18 protein-coding genes are annotated in these 18449 nt (G+C 58.5%); 8 read left to right on the top strand and 10 right to left on the bottom strand.

The window, feature by feature from the left end:
- Positions 1-391 precede the first annotated feature (391 nt).
- Both AACZ86_RS15050 and AACZ86_RS15045 read right to left on the bottom strand, forming a co-directional pair.
- Positions 392-736 carry a hypothetical protein gene (locus AACZ86_RS15050; protein WP_339693961.1) on the bottom strand — a complete coding sequence of 115 codons (345 nt, stop codon included), beginning with the start codon at positions 734-736 and terminating at the stop codon, positions 392-394.
- 297 nt (positions 737-1033) lie between these two features.
- A complete protein-coding gene (locus tag AACZ86_RS15045; protein WP_339693958.1) occupies positions 1034-1870 on the bottom strand; it encodes an NTP transferase domain-containing protein in 837 nt (278 codons plus the stop codon).
- Between the two features lie 240 nt (positions 1871-2110).
- Between AACZ86_RS15045 and AACZ86_RS15040 the strand changes: the two genes are divergently transcribed.
- Positions 2111-3295 (top strand): hypothetical protein, encoded by a 1185-nt coding sequence (locus AACZ86_RS15040; protein ID WP_339693955.1) that lies wholly within the window; start codon positions 2111-2113, stop codon positions 3293-3295.
- A 16-nt stretch (positions 3296-3311) separates the two neighbouring features.
- Here AACZ86_RS15040 and AACZ86_RS15035 read toward each other — a convergent pair whose 3' ends face one another.
- Positions 3312-3494 carry a DUF1674 domain-containing protein gene (locus AACZ86_RS15035; protein ID WP_339693952.1) on the bottom strand — a complete coding sequence of 61 codons (183 nt, stop codon included), beginning with the start codon at positions 3492-3494 and terminating at the stop codon, positions 3312-3314.
- 85 nt (positions 3495-3579) lie between these two features.
- Between AACZ86_RS15035 and AACZ86_RS15030 the strand changes: the two genes are divergently transcribed.
- Entirely contained in the window at positions 3580-4485 is a 906-nt protein-coding gene (locus AACZ86_RS15030) for a M48 family metalloprotease (RefSeq protein ID WP_339693950.1), read from the top strand.
- Positions 4486-4591: 106 nt separating this feature from the next.
- On the opposite strand, the gene AACZ86_RS15025 is transcribed toward AACZ86_RS15030, so the two are convergent.
- Both AACZ86_RS15025 and AACZ86_RS15020 read right to left on the bottom strand, forming a co-directional pair.
- Entirely contained in the window at positions 4592-5116 is a 525-nt protein-coding gene (locus tag AACZ86_RS15025) for a zinc ribbon domain-containing protein (protein WP_339693947.1), read from the bottom strand.
- 315 nt (positions 5117-5431) lie between these two features.
- Positions 5432-5758: a hypothetical protein gene (locus tag AACZ86_RS15020; protein WP_339693944.1), complete on the bottom strand. Its 327-nt coding sequence runs from the start codon at positions 5756-5758 to the stop codon at positions 5432-5434.
- Between the two features lie 463 nt (positions 5759-6221).
- On the opposite strand from AACZ86_RS15020, the gene AACZ86_RS15015 reads away from it, so the two are divergent.
- The 4 genes from AACZ86_RS15015 to purH all read left to right on the top strand — a co-directional run bounded on the left by AACZ86_RS15015 (position 6222) and on the right by purH (position 11661).
- Positions 6222-7499 (top strand): RsmB/NOP family class I SAM-dependent RNA methyltransferase, encoded by a 1278-nt coding sequence (locus tag AACZ86_RS15015; RefSeq protein WP_339693941.1) that lies wholly within the window; start codon positions 6222-6224, stop codon positions 7497-7499.
- Between the two features lie 120 nt (positions 7500-7619).
- Positions 7620-8282 carry a ribulose-phosphate 3-epimerase gene (rpe, locus tag AACZ86_RS15010; protein ID WP_339693938.1) on the top strand — a complete coding sequence of 221 codons (663 nt, stop codon included), beginning with the start codon at positions 7620-7622 and terminating at the stop codon, positions 8280-8282.
- A complete protein-coding gene (locus AACZ86_RS15005; RefSeq protein ID WP_339693935.1) occupies positions 8279-10066 on the top strand; it encodes a heparinase II/III family protein in 1788 nt (595 codons plus the stop codon). The genes rpe and AACZ86_RS15005 overlap by 4 nt, the downstream gene beginning before the upstream one ends.
- Before the next feature lie 2 nt (positions 10067-10068).
- Positions 10069-11661, top strand: a complete 1593-nt coding sequence (purH, locus tag AACZ86_RS15000) for a bifunctional phosphoribosylaminoimidazolecarboxamide formyltransferase/IMP cyclohydrolase (protein WP_339693932.1) — start codon at positions 10069-10071, stop codon at positions 11659-11661.
- Between the two features lie 35 nt (positions 11662-11696).
- On the opposite strand, the gene AACZ86_RS14995 is transcribed toward purH, so the two are convergent.
- Complete coding sequence (locus tag AACZ86_RS14995) at positions 11697-12122, bottom strand: hypothetical protein (RefSeq protein WP_339693929.1); 426 nt, start codon at positions 12120-12122, stop codon at positions 11697-11699.
- A gap of 131 nt (positions 12123-12253) precedes the next feature.
- A complete protein-coding gene (locus AACZ86_RS14990) occupies positions 12254-13129 on the bottom strand; it encodes an NRDE family protein (RefSeq protein ID WP_339693926.1) in 876 nt (291 codons plus the stop codon).
- 133 nt (positions 13130-13262) lie between these two features.
- Here AACZ86_RS14990 and AACZ86_RS14985 point away from each other — a divergent pair, with 133 nt between their 5' ends.
- A complete protein-coding gene (locus tag AACZ86_RS14985; protein ID WP_339693924.1) occupies positions 13263-13583 on the top strand; it encodes a DUF6481 family protein in 321 nt (106 codons plus the stop codon).
- Between the two features lie 115 nt (positions 13584-13698).
- The gene (locus AACZ86_RS14980) at positions 13699-13989 is read left to right on the top strand and encodes a DUF167 domain-containing protein (protein ID WP_339693921.1); all 291 of its coding nucleotides are present in this window, start codon (positions 13699-13701) and stop codon (positions 13987-13989) included.
- A 113-nt stretch (positions 13990-14102) separates the two neighbouring features.
- On the opposite strand, the gene AACZ86_RS14975 is transcribed toward AACZ86_RS14980, so the two are convergent.
- From AACZ86_RS14975 to AACZ86_RS14965, 3 genes are all read right to left on the bottom strand, one after another.
- On the bottom strand, positions 14103-14510 hold the full coding sequence (locus AACZ86_RS14975; protein WP_339693919.1) for a DUF3035 domain-containing protein: 408 nt from the start codon (positions 14508-14510) through the stop codon (positions 14103-14105).
- Between the two features lie 55 nt (positions 14511-14565).
- Positions 14566-15093: a signal peptidase II gene (gene lspA, locus AACZ86_RS14970; protein WP_339693916.1), complete on the bottom strand. Its 528-nt coding sequence runs from the start codon at positions 15091-15093 to the stop codon at positions 14566-14568.
- 90 nt (positions 15094-15183) lie between these two features.
- Positions 15184-18282, bottom strand: a complete 3099-nt coding sequence (locus AACZ86_RS14965) for an isoleucine--tRNA ligase (protein ID WP_339693914.1) — start codon at positions 18280-18282, stop codon at positions 15184-15186.
- Positions 18283-18449: the final 167 nt, after the last annotated feature.

Raw genomic sequence — 18449 nt, 5'->3', positions numbered from 1 at the left:
GCACAACCTTGCCAAGGTTGGGGTCGAGAGTTCGAATCTCTTCGCCCGCTCCAGTTTTCCGGTTAAAAGCAAACATGCGGCGCATGTTTGCCCGAAAAACTCCCGACGGCAAGGGAGGGTGGATCATCCAAATATCCCGCTGCGCTACCACCCGCGAGTTTCCCGTTCAAAAAATGGCAATCCGGCCGTTTGTCCTCCGAAAAACTTCCGCGGTGCCAGCAAGGGCGGCTTGCCCATTACAAAAAGATGTCGCATCCAGAGAGGTTTGGGCGCCGCATGCCCGGCTCGATTGCTTCGGCTCCCGCTCGCCGAGGAGCATCAAGCCAAAAAGCCGTGCGAAAATAGACTGAGCCATGATCAGTCTCCGGATAAGGCTGGGCAATTTACAGTTTTATTCATTCGCCCAGCCAAAAACAGAGTTGGCAACGGCAGCTCGAGGCTCATCGTTCAAAGCTTGGGCCCACTCCAATGTCGCGGCCCATTTATCGAGCATGGCAATCAAGTCATCCGCATCCTGCGTATCAGCATGGACATCTGCCAGATCGTAACGGAAGGAAACCGCAACGGAAGCCAGCGATCCCGCCTGTCCGTATAAATCGGCAGCAGTCGTTCGGTCGCCCGCAGCCGCACACTCGAGGGCTTGCTCGTGCAGCCGGGAGGCTTCGGCAATAAGGCCGGAAACATGATCAACCATAAGATAGCCGGATTCGGCGCTCAATTTCACTGAATAAGCCATGAGACCCCCCAGATTACCGCTATATCTCTCCTTGCATCAATAGCCCGTTGTCGGGGCGATATAGACCTGGTGATTATTGCGCCCGCGGTGAAAATTGCAACCGATTCGATTCTCAGCGTGGGTCATTGCGGGAAAGTCGATATTCCAGGCCAGTTCGCGATTCGGATATATCTGCCTGCGGGCTCATCAATTTATGTTCAATTGGCTATTATATTTGATGCTTTGTGCTTCAGCCGGGCTTGGTCTCTGCGTCAGGCAAAAAGCGGGCGTGGATTGTTCCGGCAAACCGCATTTGGATCACCCCTCCCGCCGCTCCAGTATCCCGGTCACCAGTTCCAGATCGTCCGGCTTGTCCACATCGATCGCGGCTTCCGCTATCGGCAATATGATCGGCTCTGCCTTCAGGGTCATGCGCCGGCCCGCGTCCGACATCGCGCCTTTGAAGCTGATCGTCCGGCTAAGCGCCCGAAACAGCAGCCAGGGGCCAAAGCGGGCGAATATTTTCCAGCCCTTCTTGCGGTCTTTCTCGACCGAAGACCAGAAAGCCACTGCCGGTTTTGCGGCTTCATTATGCAGCGCGAACAGATTGGCGCCGCTATAGGCGCCGCCGCGGAATTTCAGCCAGGTGCGGCGGGCATCGGGATAGGCGGCCAGCATCGTCTTGCGCTCGACGACCGCGACCGCGACATCCTGCCGGTTGTGACTGCGAAAGAAACTATCGAGTATTTCTGCCGTCAGCAGCGCATTGTCGGCGGTGGTTACCAGCACCGGCCATGGCGCGATAGCGGTGCCGATAACATTGTGGACGCTGGTGGCGATACCGTCACCGGATTCGACAAAGGAGATGCCTTCATGCTCTGCCAGATCAGGAGCCAGGCCGGATTGCAGATCTTCGGGCGACTGGGCCATGATGACGATGTTACCGACATCGGGAGAGGCCAGCAACGCGCGCGTCACCCGTTCGAGCATGGTCTGGCCGTTGATCGGAATCAGCGCCTTATATTTGACGTTGCAATAAACAGCCATCGGATCGCCCTCGGGGCGCTGGCCAGCCAATATGATCGCGGTCCACAGCGGTTTTACGTCTGGGTGTAAGTCACGGGGGGATATTTCGGGTTCAGTAACAGCGGTCACGGGCGTCCTTATATGATCTATCGCTTCCTGCGAAAACCGGTTGTGCCCACGACTGTTAGCCGCAGTGGCCGCTTTTGCAAAGTGGCCGTTCGATCCGGCCCTTTCCATTTGGTCGCGGGCTGTCCCGGATCGAGACTTCGTGGACTTTCGCAAAAAAACTGTCCAAGAACCGCGAAGGGGGGGGATCAATATGGTTGAAGGCTTGAGCGCTAATGAGGCTGGACATCCGATGGGAAGGAAATGACCTCCGACCCGTCGCCCCATCCACTGCGTATCGGCTTTCTGTTCAATCATGACGAATTGCACCAGGTTGCCCATACTGCGCCGATCATCTCCGCGCTGCAACGGCGGGCGCCGGGCGCGCATGTCGAAGTCATCACTTCCAGCGACCGGCAGGCCGAGGCGGTCAGGCAGTTTCTCGACCCCGCCTTGCCGCCGCCCGCCTTTCTGTCGATCCAGCCGAATAGCGGGATTCGGCTGGTCGAGAAGATGCTGGGCAACGCGGTTCCGCTCAGCCGGCTGAATAGTTTGAGGCAAAACGCCGAATTTTTCCGGCGTTTCGACGCATTGGTGGTGCCGGAAACCACCACGACTTTTCTCAAGAAGAACGGCCACTCCGACCGGCCAAAGCTGATTTACTTTCCCCACGGGGCTGGCGACCGGTCGATCGGCTTCTCCCCGGAAATCCGGCTGTTTGACTATGTGCTGCTGCCCGGCGAGAAAACCCGCGACCGGATGCTGGCGGAGGGCGTCATCCGCCCCGACAATCACCGCATCGTCGGCTATCCCAAATTCGGGGCTTTCGCGAACCGGCCACCGGTCAAGCTGTTCGACAATGATAAACCTGTTGTTCTCTACAACCCGCATTTCGATCCGATGCTCTCGTCCTGGTTTCGTTTCGGCGAAGAGATACTCGACTATTTCGCCAGTCAGAAGGATTATAATCTGATCTTCGCGCCGCATGTCATGCTGTTCCAGCGCAAGATATTGGCATCGGTCGAGCATCGCATATTGCGCTTTCGCCAGCGTATCGACCCGCGTTTCGCCGGGCTCGACCATATCCACATCGACACCGGCAGCGACCGCAGCGTCGACATGACCTATACCGCAGCCGCCGATATCTATCTTGGCGACGTCAGCAGCCAGATTTACGAATATATCCAGAACCCGCGCCCGGCGATTTTCCTCAATTCGCACGGCGCGGAATGGCAGGGCAATGCCAATTACGAACATTGGACATTCGGTCCGGTGCTCGATGAACTTGCCGGTCTCGGTGCGGCGCTGGACGCGGTTTCCCCGCTATCGGACGCATATCGGCAGGCGCAGACGGCGGCCTTTGCTTATTCCTTTGACATGAAGGACGGCGAATCTCCGGCGCAACGCGCTGCGGCCGCGATCGCCGAATTCATGGACCTTCCGCAATAGCGCCAGCCAAAGCGCGCTAAAAGTCGACGGCGATGCCCTTATGCTCCCAGTCGCCATAGCGGGTGGGGCCTTTTTTCCCGGCAATCTCCTCCGCTTTGTCGAGCGGATCAGGCTGCGGCACCGGCTTGTTCGGGGAAAGATGCGCGGGCGCCTTTACATGGGCTGGCCGCTCACCGGCTTTTCTATCGCTATCGGTCATATTTTTGCCTGTCCGCCAAATTGAATCGTCCCGCTTCTGACCCTATATTGAAGCTAAGACCGATATAATCAAGCGAGTGCAGACGATGAACTTCATGAAGACAACCATGCTATTGGCGGCGCTGACCGCGTTGTTCATGGTTCTGGGCTATTCGCTCGGCGGCAGCGGCGGTGCAATCATCGCCCTGGTGGTCGCGGCGGGCATGAACCTGTTCACTTACTGGAACGCTGACAAGATCGTGCTCAAGATGCACAATGCTGTCGAAGTGGATGCCACCAGCCATCCCGAATTCTACAATATGGTACAAAATTTGGCGAAAAGGGCACAATTGCCGATGCCGAAAGTCTATATTGTCGATCAGGCCCAGCCCAATGCTTTTGCCACCGGCCGCGATCCCGAACATTCGGCGGTTGCCGCTACCACCGGCCTGTTAAAGGCGCTCAGCCATGACGAGATTGAAGGCGTTATGGCGCATGAACTCGGCCATGTGAAAAACCGCGATACGCTCATCATGACGATGGTCGCGACGATCGCCGGTGCTGTCTCGATGCTGGCCAATTTCGGCCTGTTCTTCCGTGACCGCAACGCCGGAATTGCTGGCCTGATGGCGGTGCTGATCGCGCCCTTTGCGGCGATGATCGTGCAAATGGCGATCAGCCGCACCCGCGAATTCGGTGCCGACGCAGCGGCGGCGCAGATTAGCGGAAAACCGCTCTCGCTGGCCTCCGCGCTGGCCAAGATTTCCGGGCAGGCGGCGCGCATTCCCAATCCGGTCGCCGAGCGCAATCCGGCCGCGTCCCAGCTCTATATCGTGCCGGGCGGTGTCCGCCAGATGTTCTCCACCCATCCCGCCACCGAAGACCGGATCGCAGCGCTGGAAGCAATGGCACACGGCGGCGGTTCCGGCTCCGGCGGCTGGTCGAGCAGGGCCGATGAAATCGGCGACATGACTCGCTTGCGCAAGCCAAGCGCGCTGGATCCGACGCGATAGAGCTGCGGGGCCTGCAGTCCTGATGCACGCTTGGAAATAAAGGTGTGAAGCAAAATCCGGCGGCATCAATCCGCCGGCACCGATCTGGCAATGGCGCTCTGCTATTCTAGCCACCGACCCGCGTAATCTCTCTCTCCGCTTCCTCGATATGCATTTTATAATATTGAACGCTGACCACCTTCACCATGAGATATTCTCCGACAATCATGATGAACCAGTCGGCGACGATCGCCGCAAGCGCTGCCGCAAAAAGCCCTGCAAAAAATCCGATGATGCCGCCCATGACGGTGGCTGATCCAAGCGTGACGACAAACGCCAGAGCAGATAGGAATGTCGCAACGACGGGTAGCATCGCCTTGCACCAGAACAGGTGTGGAAAGTCCTTGTCCGTGACCAGAGCACCCGCTTTGGCAATCTTGCGGAGTTCGTGCGCCGCCAGATGGGCGGTCCTGATCGGCATGCTGAATATCGTTCGAAGCAGGATGAGGCAGCCCGATGCGATTCCCGGATCGCTGCTTTTGCTTCTCGTTGCTGATGGTGCGGTCGCCTCGGACTTTGGCAGGGCTTCGCCGCAATTGGTGCAATGAATAGCATCCGCCTGATTCTCTGTGCCGCATGATGTGCAGATCATTTTTCACCCCCTTATGACCTCGATCATGACCGCATATCATAAAAATTGATCAATTTTCACAAATGTTGAGCGCTTATCTCACGGAGAACAGGCCATCGGAAAGCGTGTCCGCGTGCACCAGTCCATTCCCGCTTCGAATATATAGCCTGAATTCAGCAAATCGGACCGCATCCACCAAGAGAATATGCACCAGGAAAAATTTCCAGCGGGCGCGCACAAAAAAGGCCGGATCCAGGTCCAGCCCAATTCATTCCCGCATGACAGCACGGCAGAGACTGATCCCTGCCGTGCTCTCGTTTGTCGGTTCTCGTTACCTTACTCGGCGAGCATCTCGTCATAGACAGCGCAAGCTTCGGCAATTCCAAAGCTTCCGTCAGCAGCGCCTGCCTGCATCTTCTCCTGAACTTCCTGCATCTTGCTGGTCATTTTCTGCATCGCTTCCGGATCGCCGGCCAGGGCTTGCATTTTTTCACCAAGCTTCGTTGCCTTGGCCATCATGGCGTCCTGGGTACATGCCTCCGTCGTCACAGCCTCTGCAGCTTCTTCAGTCGCGGCAGTTTCCGATGTTTCATTGCTGGTACCGCATGCACCGAGTGCAAAGGCGCTGGCTAAAACTGTCAAGGTTGCAATCGATTTTTTCATAGTTGTTTCCCGTTATTTTTATTGAATGCCGCCTTTGCTGGCAATGCGCCATCATCCGGCAGCGGACGTAGTCTTTTCACCGATCATACATCGGCGAAATCACGGATTGATCCATCAATATTCCTTGCCGATAGCTTTCTCGCGTCACGATCACGGCGACGAACAGAGCAGTAGTGTGAGGCGAGATAGGCATCGTTGAAGGAACTTTGATCAATCCAGATTTCGACCTAGCGAAACTCTCGAATGTCCGAGTGATGTAGATCACAACCCCACGGCCATGGTGGATTGCGGAGCGGGCTGGCGGATCGAAGCGAATGCTGGCGGTCAGCCTCCAAATCCGCGATTGCGCTTTCTTTGCCCGGCCCGCTTCCATCCAAAAGCTTGATCGAAACGCGGGAAGGTCTATGCGGTGGGGCAGAGCGAGCCACCCGGGTTCTGCAAGCCAAATCATCGCGGAATAAAAATGAACCAACCCAATAACGCTATCCCCGGCCTCGCTACGCGCCAGTCCGCCATTCGTCTGCTTGACGCCGTCTGCCGGCGCGGAGAGACGCTGGATCAGGCGATGTCCGCTGCTACGGGCAAATTGTCCAATCCGTCCGACAAGTCACTGGCACACAATATTGCCGCCAATGTTCTGCGCTGGATGACCGCGCTCGATGCGATGATCGACAGCGCGACTCGCAACCGGCTGGCCGACGATGCCAAACCGCGGATGGCGTTGCGCATCGCCCTGGCGCAGGTGCTGATCCTGGATACGCCGCAACATGCGGCGATTTCCACCGCATTGCCGCTGGTCCACGGCGGCCCCCGCCGGTTGGTCCATGGTGTATTCTCGACCGTCATGCGCGGTGTTGAATCGGGCGAGCTGAAACTCCCCGAATTTCCCGAAATCCCGGGGGAAACGCTGGATCGCTGGACCCATAATTGGGGCGAGGATGTCGCCAATGCAGCGAGCAAGGCATGGGCCAAGCCCGCGCCGCTCGACCTCAGCTTTCAATCCGATGATGCCGGCGCGCTGGAAGGCGAGAAGCTCGCTCCGAAACATCTCAGGATGCTTCCAAATCTTCCAATTACCGGCCTCGCCGGATTTGAAGAAGGCAGCTTCTGGGTGCAGGATCTGGCCGCCTCAATCCCCGCGCGATTGTTCGGCGAAGGCGAAGGCCGGACGATATTCGACCTCTGCGCAGCCCCCGGCGGCAAGACCATGCAGCTGGCCAGTGCCGGCTGGAAAGTGGTCTCCGTCGATAACTGCGCTAAAAGAATGGAACGGTTTCAGGACAATCTGAAACGCACCAATTTGCAGGCCGAAGAAGTGATTGCCGATCTGATGGACTGGGAACCGGCGGAACCTGCCGATGCCGTCCTGCTCGACGCGCCGTGCAGCGCTACCGGTATTTTCCGGCGGCACCCCGATGTGCTCCATTGTATCGGCTCCCGCCAGATCGCCGACCGGGTGGAGGTGCAGCGCGCCTTGCTCGACCGGACCGCTCGCTGGGTCAAGCCCGGCGGAACTCTGGTCTATGCGGTCTGTTCGCTGGAGCCAGAAGAAGGCGAAGAGCAGATCGAGGCGTTTCTCGAGCGGCATGACCAGTTTGCGATCGATCCGGTCACCCATGACGAGCTGCCGACCGGTCTGGCGCCAGCCGAATCCGGTTGCGTCCGCACGCTGCCGACGACGCTGGCCGAACAGGGGCATGTCGACGGATTCTTCATCGCGCGTCTGCGCCGAAAAGACTGATTTTCTATATATTGTGAACCTGTCCCCAATCTGTCCACAAGCGACTGTGGTATGGTCAGAAACGCGCCTTGCCTGCACCGGCCAAAAATTATAGAGGCTGGCGCAGATTAAGGAAGATCCATGTCCGACAGCATCCGTATTGCCCCATCTATCCTTTCTGCCGATTTTGCCCGTTTGGGTGAAGAGGTGCAGGCCATCGACAAAGCCGGTTGCGACTGGATCCATGTCGACGTGATGGATGGCCATTTCGTCCCCAATATCACCATCGGTCCCGCCGTGGTCAAGGCGCTGCGGCCGCACAGCGCCAAGCCGTTCGACGTCCATTTGATGATTTCGCCGGTCGATCAATATCTCGAAGCCTTTGCCGAAGCAGGCGCGGATATCATCTCCTTCCACCCGGAAGCCGGCGCGCATCCGCACCGCACGGTGCAGACTATCCACTCGCTTGGCAAACAGGCCGGCCTGGTGCTCAATCCGGCGACTCCGCTCGATATACTCGACTATCTGATCGACGATCTCGACCTGATCCTGGTGATGAGCGTCAACCCGGGCTTTGGCGGGCAGAGCTTCATCGACAGCCAGCTGCGCAAGATCGAAGCGATCCGCAAGCGGATCACCGACACCGGCAAGGATATCAGGCTGGAAGTCGACGGTGGTATCGATCTTAGCACCGCGCCGAAGGCGATCGCGGCCGGTGCCGATACTCTGGTCGCCGGAACCGCGACCTTCAGGGGCGGGCCGGATCAATATGCAGCCAATATCAGCGGCCTGAGGGGTGAATGACCACCGACAAGCCTGATCGGCTTGATCTCGGCGATAGCGACCCGGACGATCCGGCCCCCCATGATGACAGTGACACGGCAGGCGAAGGACGCAGCCTGACCCTTCGCCACGACCGCGATCGCGGCCAGTCGCTCGCCGAACAGGCGACGATGCTCTACTACCGGATGACATGGCGGATGCCGCTGCACCGGTTGCGCCTCTCGGGAAAATTGCCTTTGCGCCTGCTCGCCGTACCGGTCGATCCGGTCGACGGCGACAGGGTGCAGGGCATGGCTGTGCGCGCCGGATATTTTCTGTTCCGCGGTCTCAAGAAAAAGCACGAGAATATCGATTTTTCCGAGCTCAAACTGCCACCGCAATTTGAGGATTATGTCCACCGTTTCCAGTGGCTGCGCGACCTTGACACTGCCGCGTCGCGCGATCAGGCGGTGCCGGTGGCGGAAAAGCTGATGAACCAGTGGCTCGATGCCAATGGCGGCGTCATCCGTCAGCCGGCGTGGCGTCCAGATAACTGTGCCTGGCGGCTATTGATCTGGGCCAGCCATGCGCCGCTGATCCTCTCCTCCCGTGACCTGATCTACCGCTCGAAACTGCTCAACAATATCGCCCGTACCGCGCGCCATCTCGACCGGACAGCGGACAAGGCGCACTCCAGTCTTGGCCGTCTGGTGGCGTGGAGCGGCGTTGTTGCGGCTTCATTGTTGCTGCCCGAAGGCCGGGTGCGCCAGATTATCGGCGAAGCCGGCCTCGAAAAGGCGATGGGCGAATTTTTCTTTGCCGACGGCGGCACCGTGTCGCGTTCGCCGCTCAACCAGATCGACGCGGTGATCCTGCTGTCGATGCTCAAACAGGTCTATATCGCGCGCAAGGAAGACGCTCCGCCGTTTCTCGAGGAAGCGCTGAACAAGGCGGTCCCGCCGCTCACCGCGCTCACCCATTTCGATGGAACACTCGGCAATTGGCAGGGCAGCGGCGCGACGTCGGCGGAGCAGATCGCACAGGTTGTCGAAGCCAGCGGCGTTCGCGCCAGACCGCTGCGGCAAGCGCGCGAATGGGGCTATCAGCGGGTGTCGTCCGGACGCTCGGTGCTGATACTCGATGCGGCACCGCCGCCGATCGCGCGCATGGCGGTGGCCGGTTGCGCCTCGACACTGGCCTTTGAATTTTCCAACGGCGATTGCCGGATCATCAGCAATTGTGGTGGCGCAGGGCTGGTCGGGGCGACGATACCGGCGGCTCTGGCACGCGGTCTGCGGACCACCGCCGCGCACAGCACATTGTGCATCGCCGACAGCAACAGCACCTCGATACTGGCCGATGGCAAACTTGGCCGCGGGGTCAGCGAAGTGGAGCTTTTCCGCCGCGATGTCGAAAATGCCACCCGGCTCGAGGCCAGCCATGACGGCTATGCCCGGCGCTTTGGGCTGATCCACAAGCGGCTCTTGCTGCAGCGCTCGGACGGTCTGGAATTGCGCGGCGAGGATATGTTGATCCCCGATGGCAAGAAGCGTAGGCGCCGCAAGGACGATATCCAATATGCCCTGCGATTCCATCTCGGGCCGGATATCGAAAGCGATCTTATTTCGGAAGGCAAGGGCGTGCTCTTGCGTTTGAAAGACGGAAATCTATGGCAATTCCGCTCGACCAGCGGAGAAATTCAACTGGAGGAAAGCCTCTGGGTCGACGGTATGGGCATAGGCCATGAAGTCAGACAGATGGTGATCACCGGAGCAGTGGGCAGGGGCGGCGGCGCCACCGGCTGGCTGCTCAAACATATGGGGTAGAAATGACCGAAAATATCAAAATCAAACGCGCGCTTTTGTCGGTTTCGGACAAGAGTGGCCTCGCCGATCTCGGCAAGCAGCTGGCGGCAATGGGCGTCGCGCTGATCTCGACCGGCGGCACCGCCAAGGCTCTGCGCGAAGCGGGCCTCGAGGTTGCGGATATTTCCGACGTTACCAATTTTCCCGAAATGATGGACGGCCGGGTCAAGACCCTCCACCCCAAGGTCCACGGAGGCCTGCTGGCTCGCCGCGATGATGCCGGCCATGTCGCTTCGATGGAAGAACATGATATCGCCGGAATCGATCTGGTGATCGTCAATCTCTACCCCTTCGCCCAGACCGTTGCCAAAGGCGCGGAACGCGACGAGATTATCGAGAATATCGATATCGGCGGCCCATCCATGGTGCGCAGCGCGGCCAAGAACCATGATTTCGTCACCATCGTCACCGATCCTTCCGACTATGCGACATTGCTGGCCGAGCTGCAGCAAAATGACGGCGGAACATCGCTGGCATTCCGCAAGAATATGGCCGCCAAGGCCTTTGCCGCGACCGCCAGCTATGACAGCATGATCGCGCAATGGTTCGGCTTTGCCGATCAGGGCAAGATGTTCCCCGACACGCTACCTATCACCATGAGCCGTCCGGTCGAGTTGCGCTATGGTGAGAACCCCCATCAGAGCGCTGCGCTTTATCTGCCAGACGGTCCGTCCGCGAGCGGCATCGCGCAGGCGGAGCAGCTGCAGGGCAAGGCGCTGAGCTATAATAATTATAATGACGCCGATGCCGCGCTTGAACTGGTTAGCGAATTCCGCGACGGACCGCCGACCGTGGTCATCGTCAAGCACGCCAACCCTTGCGGTGTTGCGAGCGCCGACAATATTCTCGACGCCTATAAAGCGGCTCTGGCCTGCGACAGCGTCTCGGCATTCGGCGGTATTATCGCGGTCAACCGGCCACTCGATGGCCCTGCTGCCGAAGCGATGACCGGCATCTTTGCCGAAGTCGTCTGTGCGCCAAGCGCAAATGACGAGGCCAAGGCAATCTTTGCCAAGAAGAAAAACCTGCGCCTGCTGCTCACTGGCGAGCTTCCCGATCCGAAGCGCACCGGCATGGGTTTCAAATCTATCGCCGGCGGTTTCCTGCTGCAGTCCCGCGACAATGGCCAGATCGCCCAGGCTGATCTGAAATGCGTCACCAAGCGCCAGCCGAGCGAGCAGGAATTGGCCGATTGCCTGTTCGCCTGGACGGTCGCCAAACATGTCAAATCCAACGCGATTGTCTACGCCAAGGGTGGCTCGACCGCCGGCGTCGGCGCCGGGCAGATGAACCGGATGGAATCGGCACGGATTGCCGCATGGAAAGCCAAGGATGCTGCTGAAAAAGCCGGATGGAGCGAAACCCGAACCATCGGCTCGTCGGTTGCCTCTGATGCGTTCTTCCCCTTCGCCGACGGCCTGCTGACCGCAGTCGAAGCGGGCGCGACGGCGGTCATTCAGCCGGGCGGATCGATCCGTGATGATGAAGTGATCGCGGCGGCGGACGAGGCGGGTCTTGCGATGCTGTTCACCGGAATGCGCCATTTCCGCCATTAGCAATCCGGGACAGGGCGTGACCAGCCAACCGGACGTTAGCTTCGGGAATATTGGTTGGTGACGCCGGGTCTTCTGGTCGAGGTGGGTGCTTCAAAGCCTCGCCAGACTTCGTTCTCACTGGCCTGTGGAACGAATTGTTTCTGTTTGTTTTGATTCGAGAAATTGAACAGATCGACGTCAACGGGTTCGGCGAATAATATCCCGAAATTCACGCCTTCGGTCCACCGGACTTCGCCGGAAATTCGGCCATAGCCTTTTTTGATGATGGTGATCACTTCAAATGGCCGGAGATAACCCTCGGTATGGCCACCCATTCCGTGGCTCGACAAATTGGTTACAATAGCGGGAAACGCGGGGCTGTTTTCCCCTTCGAGATCGACGTGAATCAGCTTGTGTACCCGGGCTTCGCGCTCGTCCGGAGAAATCTGCTCGTGCGATTTATCATCGTTAACATTCGTCATGCTGCCATTAACGGTAAAATCTGACGGGCTTAAGTCAGAAATTGGGACCCCGGCGTTTCCGTGAAAATGCCTTTCTTCCATTTTCCGGATAGGGAGGCGACAACCAGCGCGATCACTGTGAAACCGTTAAACTATTCCGGTACGGGCCAGGAAAAGGACAGGCGGCTTTCGCCGGTGACGGCTCCCGACGACGCGAACCGCCGCTCAAGGAAGAGTCCCCGGCCGTTATGGTCAATGGCAACCACCGTGCTGCACCGTGTCCCGTACACCGGGTCGAGCATGAAAATGGCCGAGTGCTGTGGCTCGGGTCCCGACTGCGCCACGGGCCGGGCGCGGTCTTTCGGCTCGTAGCTGTTCCGGTCGAGCAGATCGTCAAACAGCAAAGCGGGATCATCGGACTCTGTTGCAATCCACTTGCCCAATGCGTGGTTGAGATGGGGCGACTTTTGCCATGGTTGATCGACCGGGCCGTTCGATAATCCGTGAATGCCATGATCCAGGATGGTGATGGTCTTGTCGGGCCGGTTGCTGTGGACCAGCGCTTCGTCCGGGGTCACGGTGATCAGGTTGAACGGGTTGAAATCCGCATAGTCTGCAGCGCCGATATCGGCATAGGGACCGCTGCCCGACAGATAGTCCTTCAGCAAATCGCCGCGCGATGCCCGGTCTGAATCCGGCGGGCCGAAACCGTATAAATTGGTAACCACCGCAAAACGGCCCTCTTCGGAAATGCCGAGCCAGGTCCCGCCCGCGAGCTTGTCTTTACCAGCCAGCAGATGATCAGCTTCGTCCCAACGGTGCGCGCCATCGGCCGGACGGGCATGTAGTTCATCGCGATTGCCGATGGCAATCAAGGGCCATCGAGGATGGGCTTTCCAGGCAAATGCAACGATACACACGGTTGGAATATTAGCCTGTTCTATCAAACTTGCGACCGAAATCTTGTCGCTCGCCGCCATGGGGCAGATCGTTGGCTCCCGCAGCCAGTCGGGTGTCTTGACCATCATGCCTGATAGTCGAAAATCCGGCGCGGTTGCTAAAACATTGCCCGATTGCTTTAAAGACTGTACGGCTTGCCACGCTTTTCGCGAATTATCGATGTTTAAGCCACATCACCCAATCAAGGAATAATAAACTCAGATGCCGCCATTTTCAGAACCGACTTTCCAAGAACGCACTCAAATGGCGGCCAAAGCCAAGCAGGCTGCACTCAAAAAACTCAAGGCAAAGGCTCCTCTCAGCCCCGAAGTGATTGCCGAACGCAAGGCAGCCGCGCTCGCGCGTGAGGAAAAACAGGCGATCGCACGCGAAGAGAAACGCGCTGCATTCGAGCAAATGAAGGCGGACCGGAAAGCTGCGAAAGAGCAGGTAAAGCCGAAGCTCGCGCTAGGACTGACGGAAACCGAGAAAAAAGCCGCCCGCGACGAACGTTACGCGAAACGGAAAAAACGCAAGAAATAGGGTACAGACGGCTTGCGGGGAAAGGATTCAGATCCAGTCGGTTAACCGGCTCCCCGTCAGGAAATATCGCAACTGATAGACCGGGCGTGCGCGCTGAAACTGTCCGCAGGAGCATATGGCAAAGAAGAACCATTTTCCGCCCCGGGACGAGATGCTGGCCCTGGCCAGCGACGGTGAGCTGACCGTGAAGGTCACGCCCAACGCCGGAGAAAACAGCATTGCCGTACCGAGAGAAGCCGGGCCGGCCAGTATATTATTGGTTCACGTTACCGCCACGCCGGAGGATGGAAAGGCCAATGCGGCCGTATTGAAGCTGCTGTCGAAAGCGCTCGGTTTTCCCAAAACATCGCTGAATATTGTACGCGGCGCCAATAGCAGAACCAAGGTTATCGCTATTCCGGACTAATATCCGCCGACGCCGGGTCCGGCATTGGGCATGGGTTCTTCTCCCTTAAGGGAGAGGCTTCCATCCAATCAATTCGCTTGAAATATCCTGCCCCTACGGGGGGCGATCATCCGTTAATTCGGTGTAGCTGCCTGCGCATTCTGTCCGTCACCTTCGGGTGCGGCGATGATGTCGCGGGTTACGCTGCCCTTGTCGACGGTGAACGTTTCGGGATCGCCGACCGATGTGCGAATCCCGGCATCGGAGGGACCGGCCTGGCCGACAATCGCCGATTCGGTGATGCTGCGCGCTTGTGGTCCGCCGAACAGCGCTTCCAGAGTCTGTTGCTGCAAACCACCGGTCTGGGGACGAGGCTGACCCGGCTGAGGCGGGGTCAGCGTGAAATCGGGCGGGATCACCAGCGGAGGCTGGCGCGAAACTGCGAATTCATCCGGCCGCTCACGGTCAAACAGCCCGCTGGAGCCGCAGGCGGTCAGGCTGGCCAGCGAAACGAGGCTGATGGCGACGGTGGATTTACGCATGATATTATCCCTTAAAAATCTCTTACGGAGCCTGATAGCGCGCTCCTGTCACAGGTCAACTTTCGTCAAGCTGAACATCGTCTTTTGTCTCGTCCTTCTTTTCGCGGATAAGCAGCGCGCGCGCAAGCAGGATAACGACCCCGATGCTGATCGAGGCGTCGGCGAGGTTGAAAATCAGGAAAGGACGGAATTCGCCGATATGCAGATCGGCAAAATCGGCGACATAGCCGAGCCGCGCGCGGTCGACGATATTGCCCATCGCTCCACCCAGCACCATGCCGAGCGCGATAATGTCCCATTTCGCCTTTTCCTTGTTCATCCAGATGAACACGGCAACGCCGATCAGAGCGGTCAGCGTGACCAGTGCCCAGCGCTGGAAGTCGGTCGAAGCGGTGAGAAAGCCCATCGAGACGCCGTAATTCTCTGCCCAGGTCAGGTTGAAAAACGGGATCAGCTCGATCGTGCCGCGGACCGGTAGCTGCAACAGCTGCATCACGACAAATTTGCTCGCCTGATCGATGAAGAAGATCAGAAAAGCGAGGATCAGGCCGATGCGGCGGTATTTCGTGATTGGGTCGGTCATATCAGCCCCCGTTCGTGTCGAGCGAAGTCGAGACACATGGATATTGGGTAACGCGTCTCTCGACTACGCTCGAGACGAACGGAGAGCCGCTCACGCCAAAACCTCCGTGCACCGGTCACAAAGCTCGCCATCTTCTTCCACTTCCGGCAACAGCCGCCAGCAGCGGCCGCATTTATGGTTGTCGGTTTTGGTGACAGCGATTTCCGCGCCATCGGTGACCTTCGCGACAATCGCCAGTTCAGCAAATTCTTCGGTGCTGATCGGCAGGTCGGCCATCGGGTAGACAACCTCCGCTTCAAGGCTCGACCGGATGGTCTTCTCGCGCCGCAACGGTTCGATGGCTTCGGTCACCTTTTCACGAGCAGAGCGAACGAGTTCCCACTTTTGAACCTCACTGTCGTCCCAGCGTAGGCTGGGGTCCAAACCGCTCGTCGATTGGTCTGGGTCCCAGCCTTCGCCGGGATGACCTGTAGTGAGGGCCTTGAAATCAGGCCATTCCTTGAGATGGATGCTGTCCGCCTCGTCCGGGAACCGGCTCTGCCAGATCTCTTCCGCCGTAAACACCAGCACCGGCGCGATATAGCGGGTGAGGGCGTGGAACAATATGTCCATCACCGTCCGGTAGGCCATGCGCTTCGGATCATCCTGCGCATCGCAATAGAGGCAATCCTTGCGGATATCGAAGAAGAAGGCGCTGAGGTCCTCCTGCGCGAACGCGTTCAATGTCCGCATATAGGGACCGAAGGCGAAGTCGTTCACATGCTGCTTCAGCTCCGCATCGACTTCGGCCAGCCGGTGCAGGATATAGCGTTCCAGCTCCGGCATATCGGCCACCGCTACGCGCTCGGCATCAGTAAAATCACCCAGACCGCCCAGCATATAGCGGAACGTGTTGCGCAATTTGCGGTAGCTGTCCGAAATCCCTTTCAGGATTTCGTCACCGATCCGGTGATCCTCGGTATAATCGACACTCGCCGCCCACAGCCGCAAGATATCCGCGCCCTGCACGTCGATGATCTTCTTCGGATCGAGCGTATTACCCAGCGACTTCGACATTTTCTTGCCACTCTTGTCGAGCGTCATCCCGTGGGTCAGCACGGCTTCATAAGGCGCATGGCCTCTGCTGCCGCAGCTTTCGAGCAGGCTCGACTGGAACCAGCCGCGATGCTGGTCGCTGCCTTCGAGATAGAGGTCCGCCGGACGCTTGCCATCGGTGCGGAGCAGGTCGGGCCAGTTGCCGCTTTCCAGCACAAACGCATGGGTGCAGCCGCTGTCGAACCAGACGTCGAGAATATCGGTAATCACCTCATAATCGTCGAGCGCATGGTCGTTGCCGAGAAAATCCTGATGATTGGCATTGAACCAGGCATCGGCACCGCCAGCCTTGAACGCCGCGATGATCCGCGCGTTTACAGCGGGATCGTTGAGATATTCGCCGGTCTTGCGGTTGACATAAAGCGCGATCGGCACACCCCAGGCGCGCTGGCGGGAGAGCACCCAGTCGGGGCGGCCCTCGACCATTGATTCCAGACGGCGACGCCCGCGTTCCGGCACGAAGCGGACATGTTCGCGGATTTCGTCCAGCGCGATGTCCCTGAGGGTTGCCCCATTTCCTCCCTGCGCCGAAGGCGTGGGGAGGGGGACCGCCGAAGGCGGTGGAGGGGCCTTGAGGGGCTCATCCATCGGCACAAACCATTGCGGCGTGCAGCGATAAATAATCTTAGCTTTCGAGCGCCAGCTGTGCGGATAGCTATGGGTAAAATCGGCGCTGGCCGAGAGCAGCGCGCCCGCCTCGCGCAGGTCCGAACAGATCGGGCCTTCCGGGCCGTTGAAATTCTTGTTGATCACCCCGCCGGCGCGCTCGTCGCCGCGCGGCAGCCATTCCCAGTCCTCGCGATAGACGCCGTCGGCATCGACCGCGAACACCGGATTGATGCCATTGGCCTTGCACAGGTCAAAATCATCCTCGCCATGATCGGGCGACATATGGACCAGCCCGGTACCCGCATCGGTTGTGACGAAATGCGAACCATCGAGGAACGGACGCGGCTTGGTGTAGAATTCGCTATCGGGGAACTTGTCCGCCATCGGGTGTTTGGCTGTGGCACCGGCTAATTGTGAGCCTTTGAATACATAATGCTTTTTGTCAAAAGGCGGCTTGATACCAACAGGCGGATAAGACAGCTCGATGGAAGGATTAATCGCTTGGGTAGAAGATATATCTAGCTTGCTTAACTGTACGTTAAGTCGCTTTTGCAGCTCTTCGACAAGATCACGGGCAACCAAAATTTGCACATCGCCAACTGGAAGACCTCCTGCCTCGGCGGCGTCAATTGTTGCAACTGCTCCAGCGTGAGGAGGGCTATTTCCCGGTGCTACTGCGTTGTAATTTAAATCACACAGAACATACTCAACATCCGCCCCATAAGCCAACGCCTGATTAACCGGTATCGTCCACGGCGTCGTGGTCCAGATCACCGCATGCGCACCGACCAGCTCCCGCGCATTCGGCGCATCGACAATCTCGAACGCCACATCAATCTGCGTCGAGACAATATCCTCATATTCCACCTCGGCCTCGGCCAGCGCGGTTTTCTCGACAGGCGACCACATCACCGGCTTGGCGCCGCGATAGAGCTGGCCGGCTTCGGCGAATCTCAGCAATTCGGTGACAATCGCCGCTTCGGCGTCATAGTCCATCGTCAGATAGGGCTTGTCCCACTGGCCCATCACGCCGAGCCGTTTAAATTCCTCGCGCTGCACATCCACCCATTGGTCGGCATAGGTCCGGCATTCGGCGCGGAATTCGCTGGCCGGGACCTCGTCCTTGTTCAGCTTTTTCTTGCGATATTGTTCCTCGATCTTCCACTCGATCGGCAGGCCGTGGCAATCCCAGCCCGGCACATAAGGCGCGTCCTTGCCGAGCAGGCTCTGCGAACGGACGACCAGATCTTTCAGCGTCTTGTTGAGGCTGTGGCCGATATGGATATTGCCATTGGCATAAGGCGGGCCGTCATGCAGGATGAATTTCTCGCGACCGGCGCGGGCCTCGCGCAGCTTTTCATAGAGACCGATCTTCTGCCAGCGCTCCAATATTGCCGGTTCCTTCTGCGCAAGGCCGGCTTTCATGGGAAAATCGGTTTTCGGCAGGAAAACCGTGTCTTTATAATCTGCTTTGGGATCGGTCATGATCGCGGGGATTAGGGGACGCGGCGCTTGGGTGCAAGCGGGATTTGTGCCACGCGAGAGCCTTGCAATCTGCTCGTCATTGCGAGGGCTGAAAGCCCGTGGCAATCCAGTGCGGCAGGCGACGGCCTGGATTGCTTCGCTTCAGTCGCAATGACGAATATCGCCGC

It is taken from the genome of uncultured Parasphingorhabdus sp. (assembly GCF_963975735.1).
In the GTDB taxonomy this organism is placed as follows: Bacteria; Pseudomonadota; Alphaproteobacteria; order Sphingomonadales; family Sphingomonadaceae; genus Parasphingorhabdus.
The sequence above is the reverse complement of the archived record's forward strand: the minus strand, read 5'-3'. Positions and strand labels throughout refer to the sequence as shown.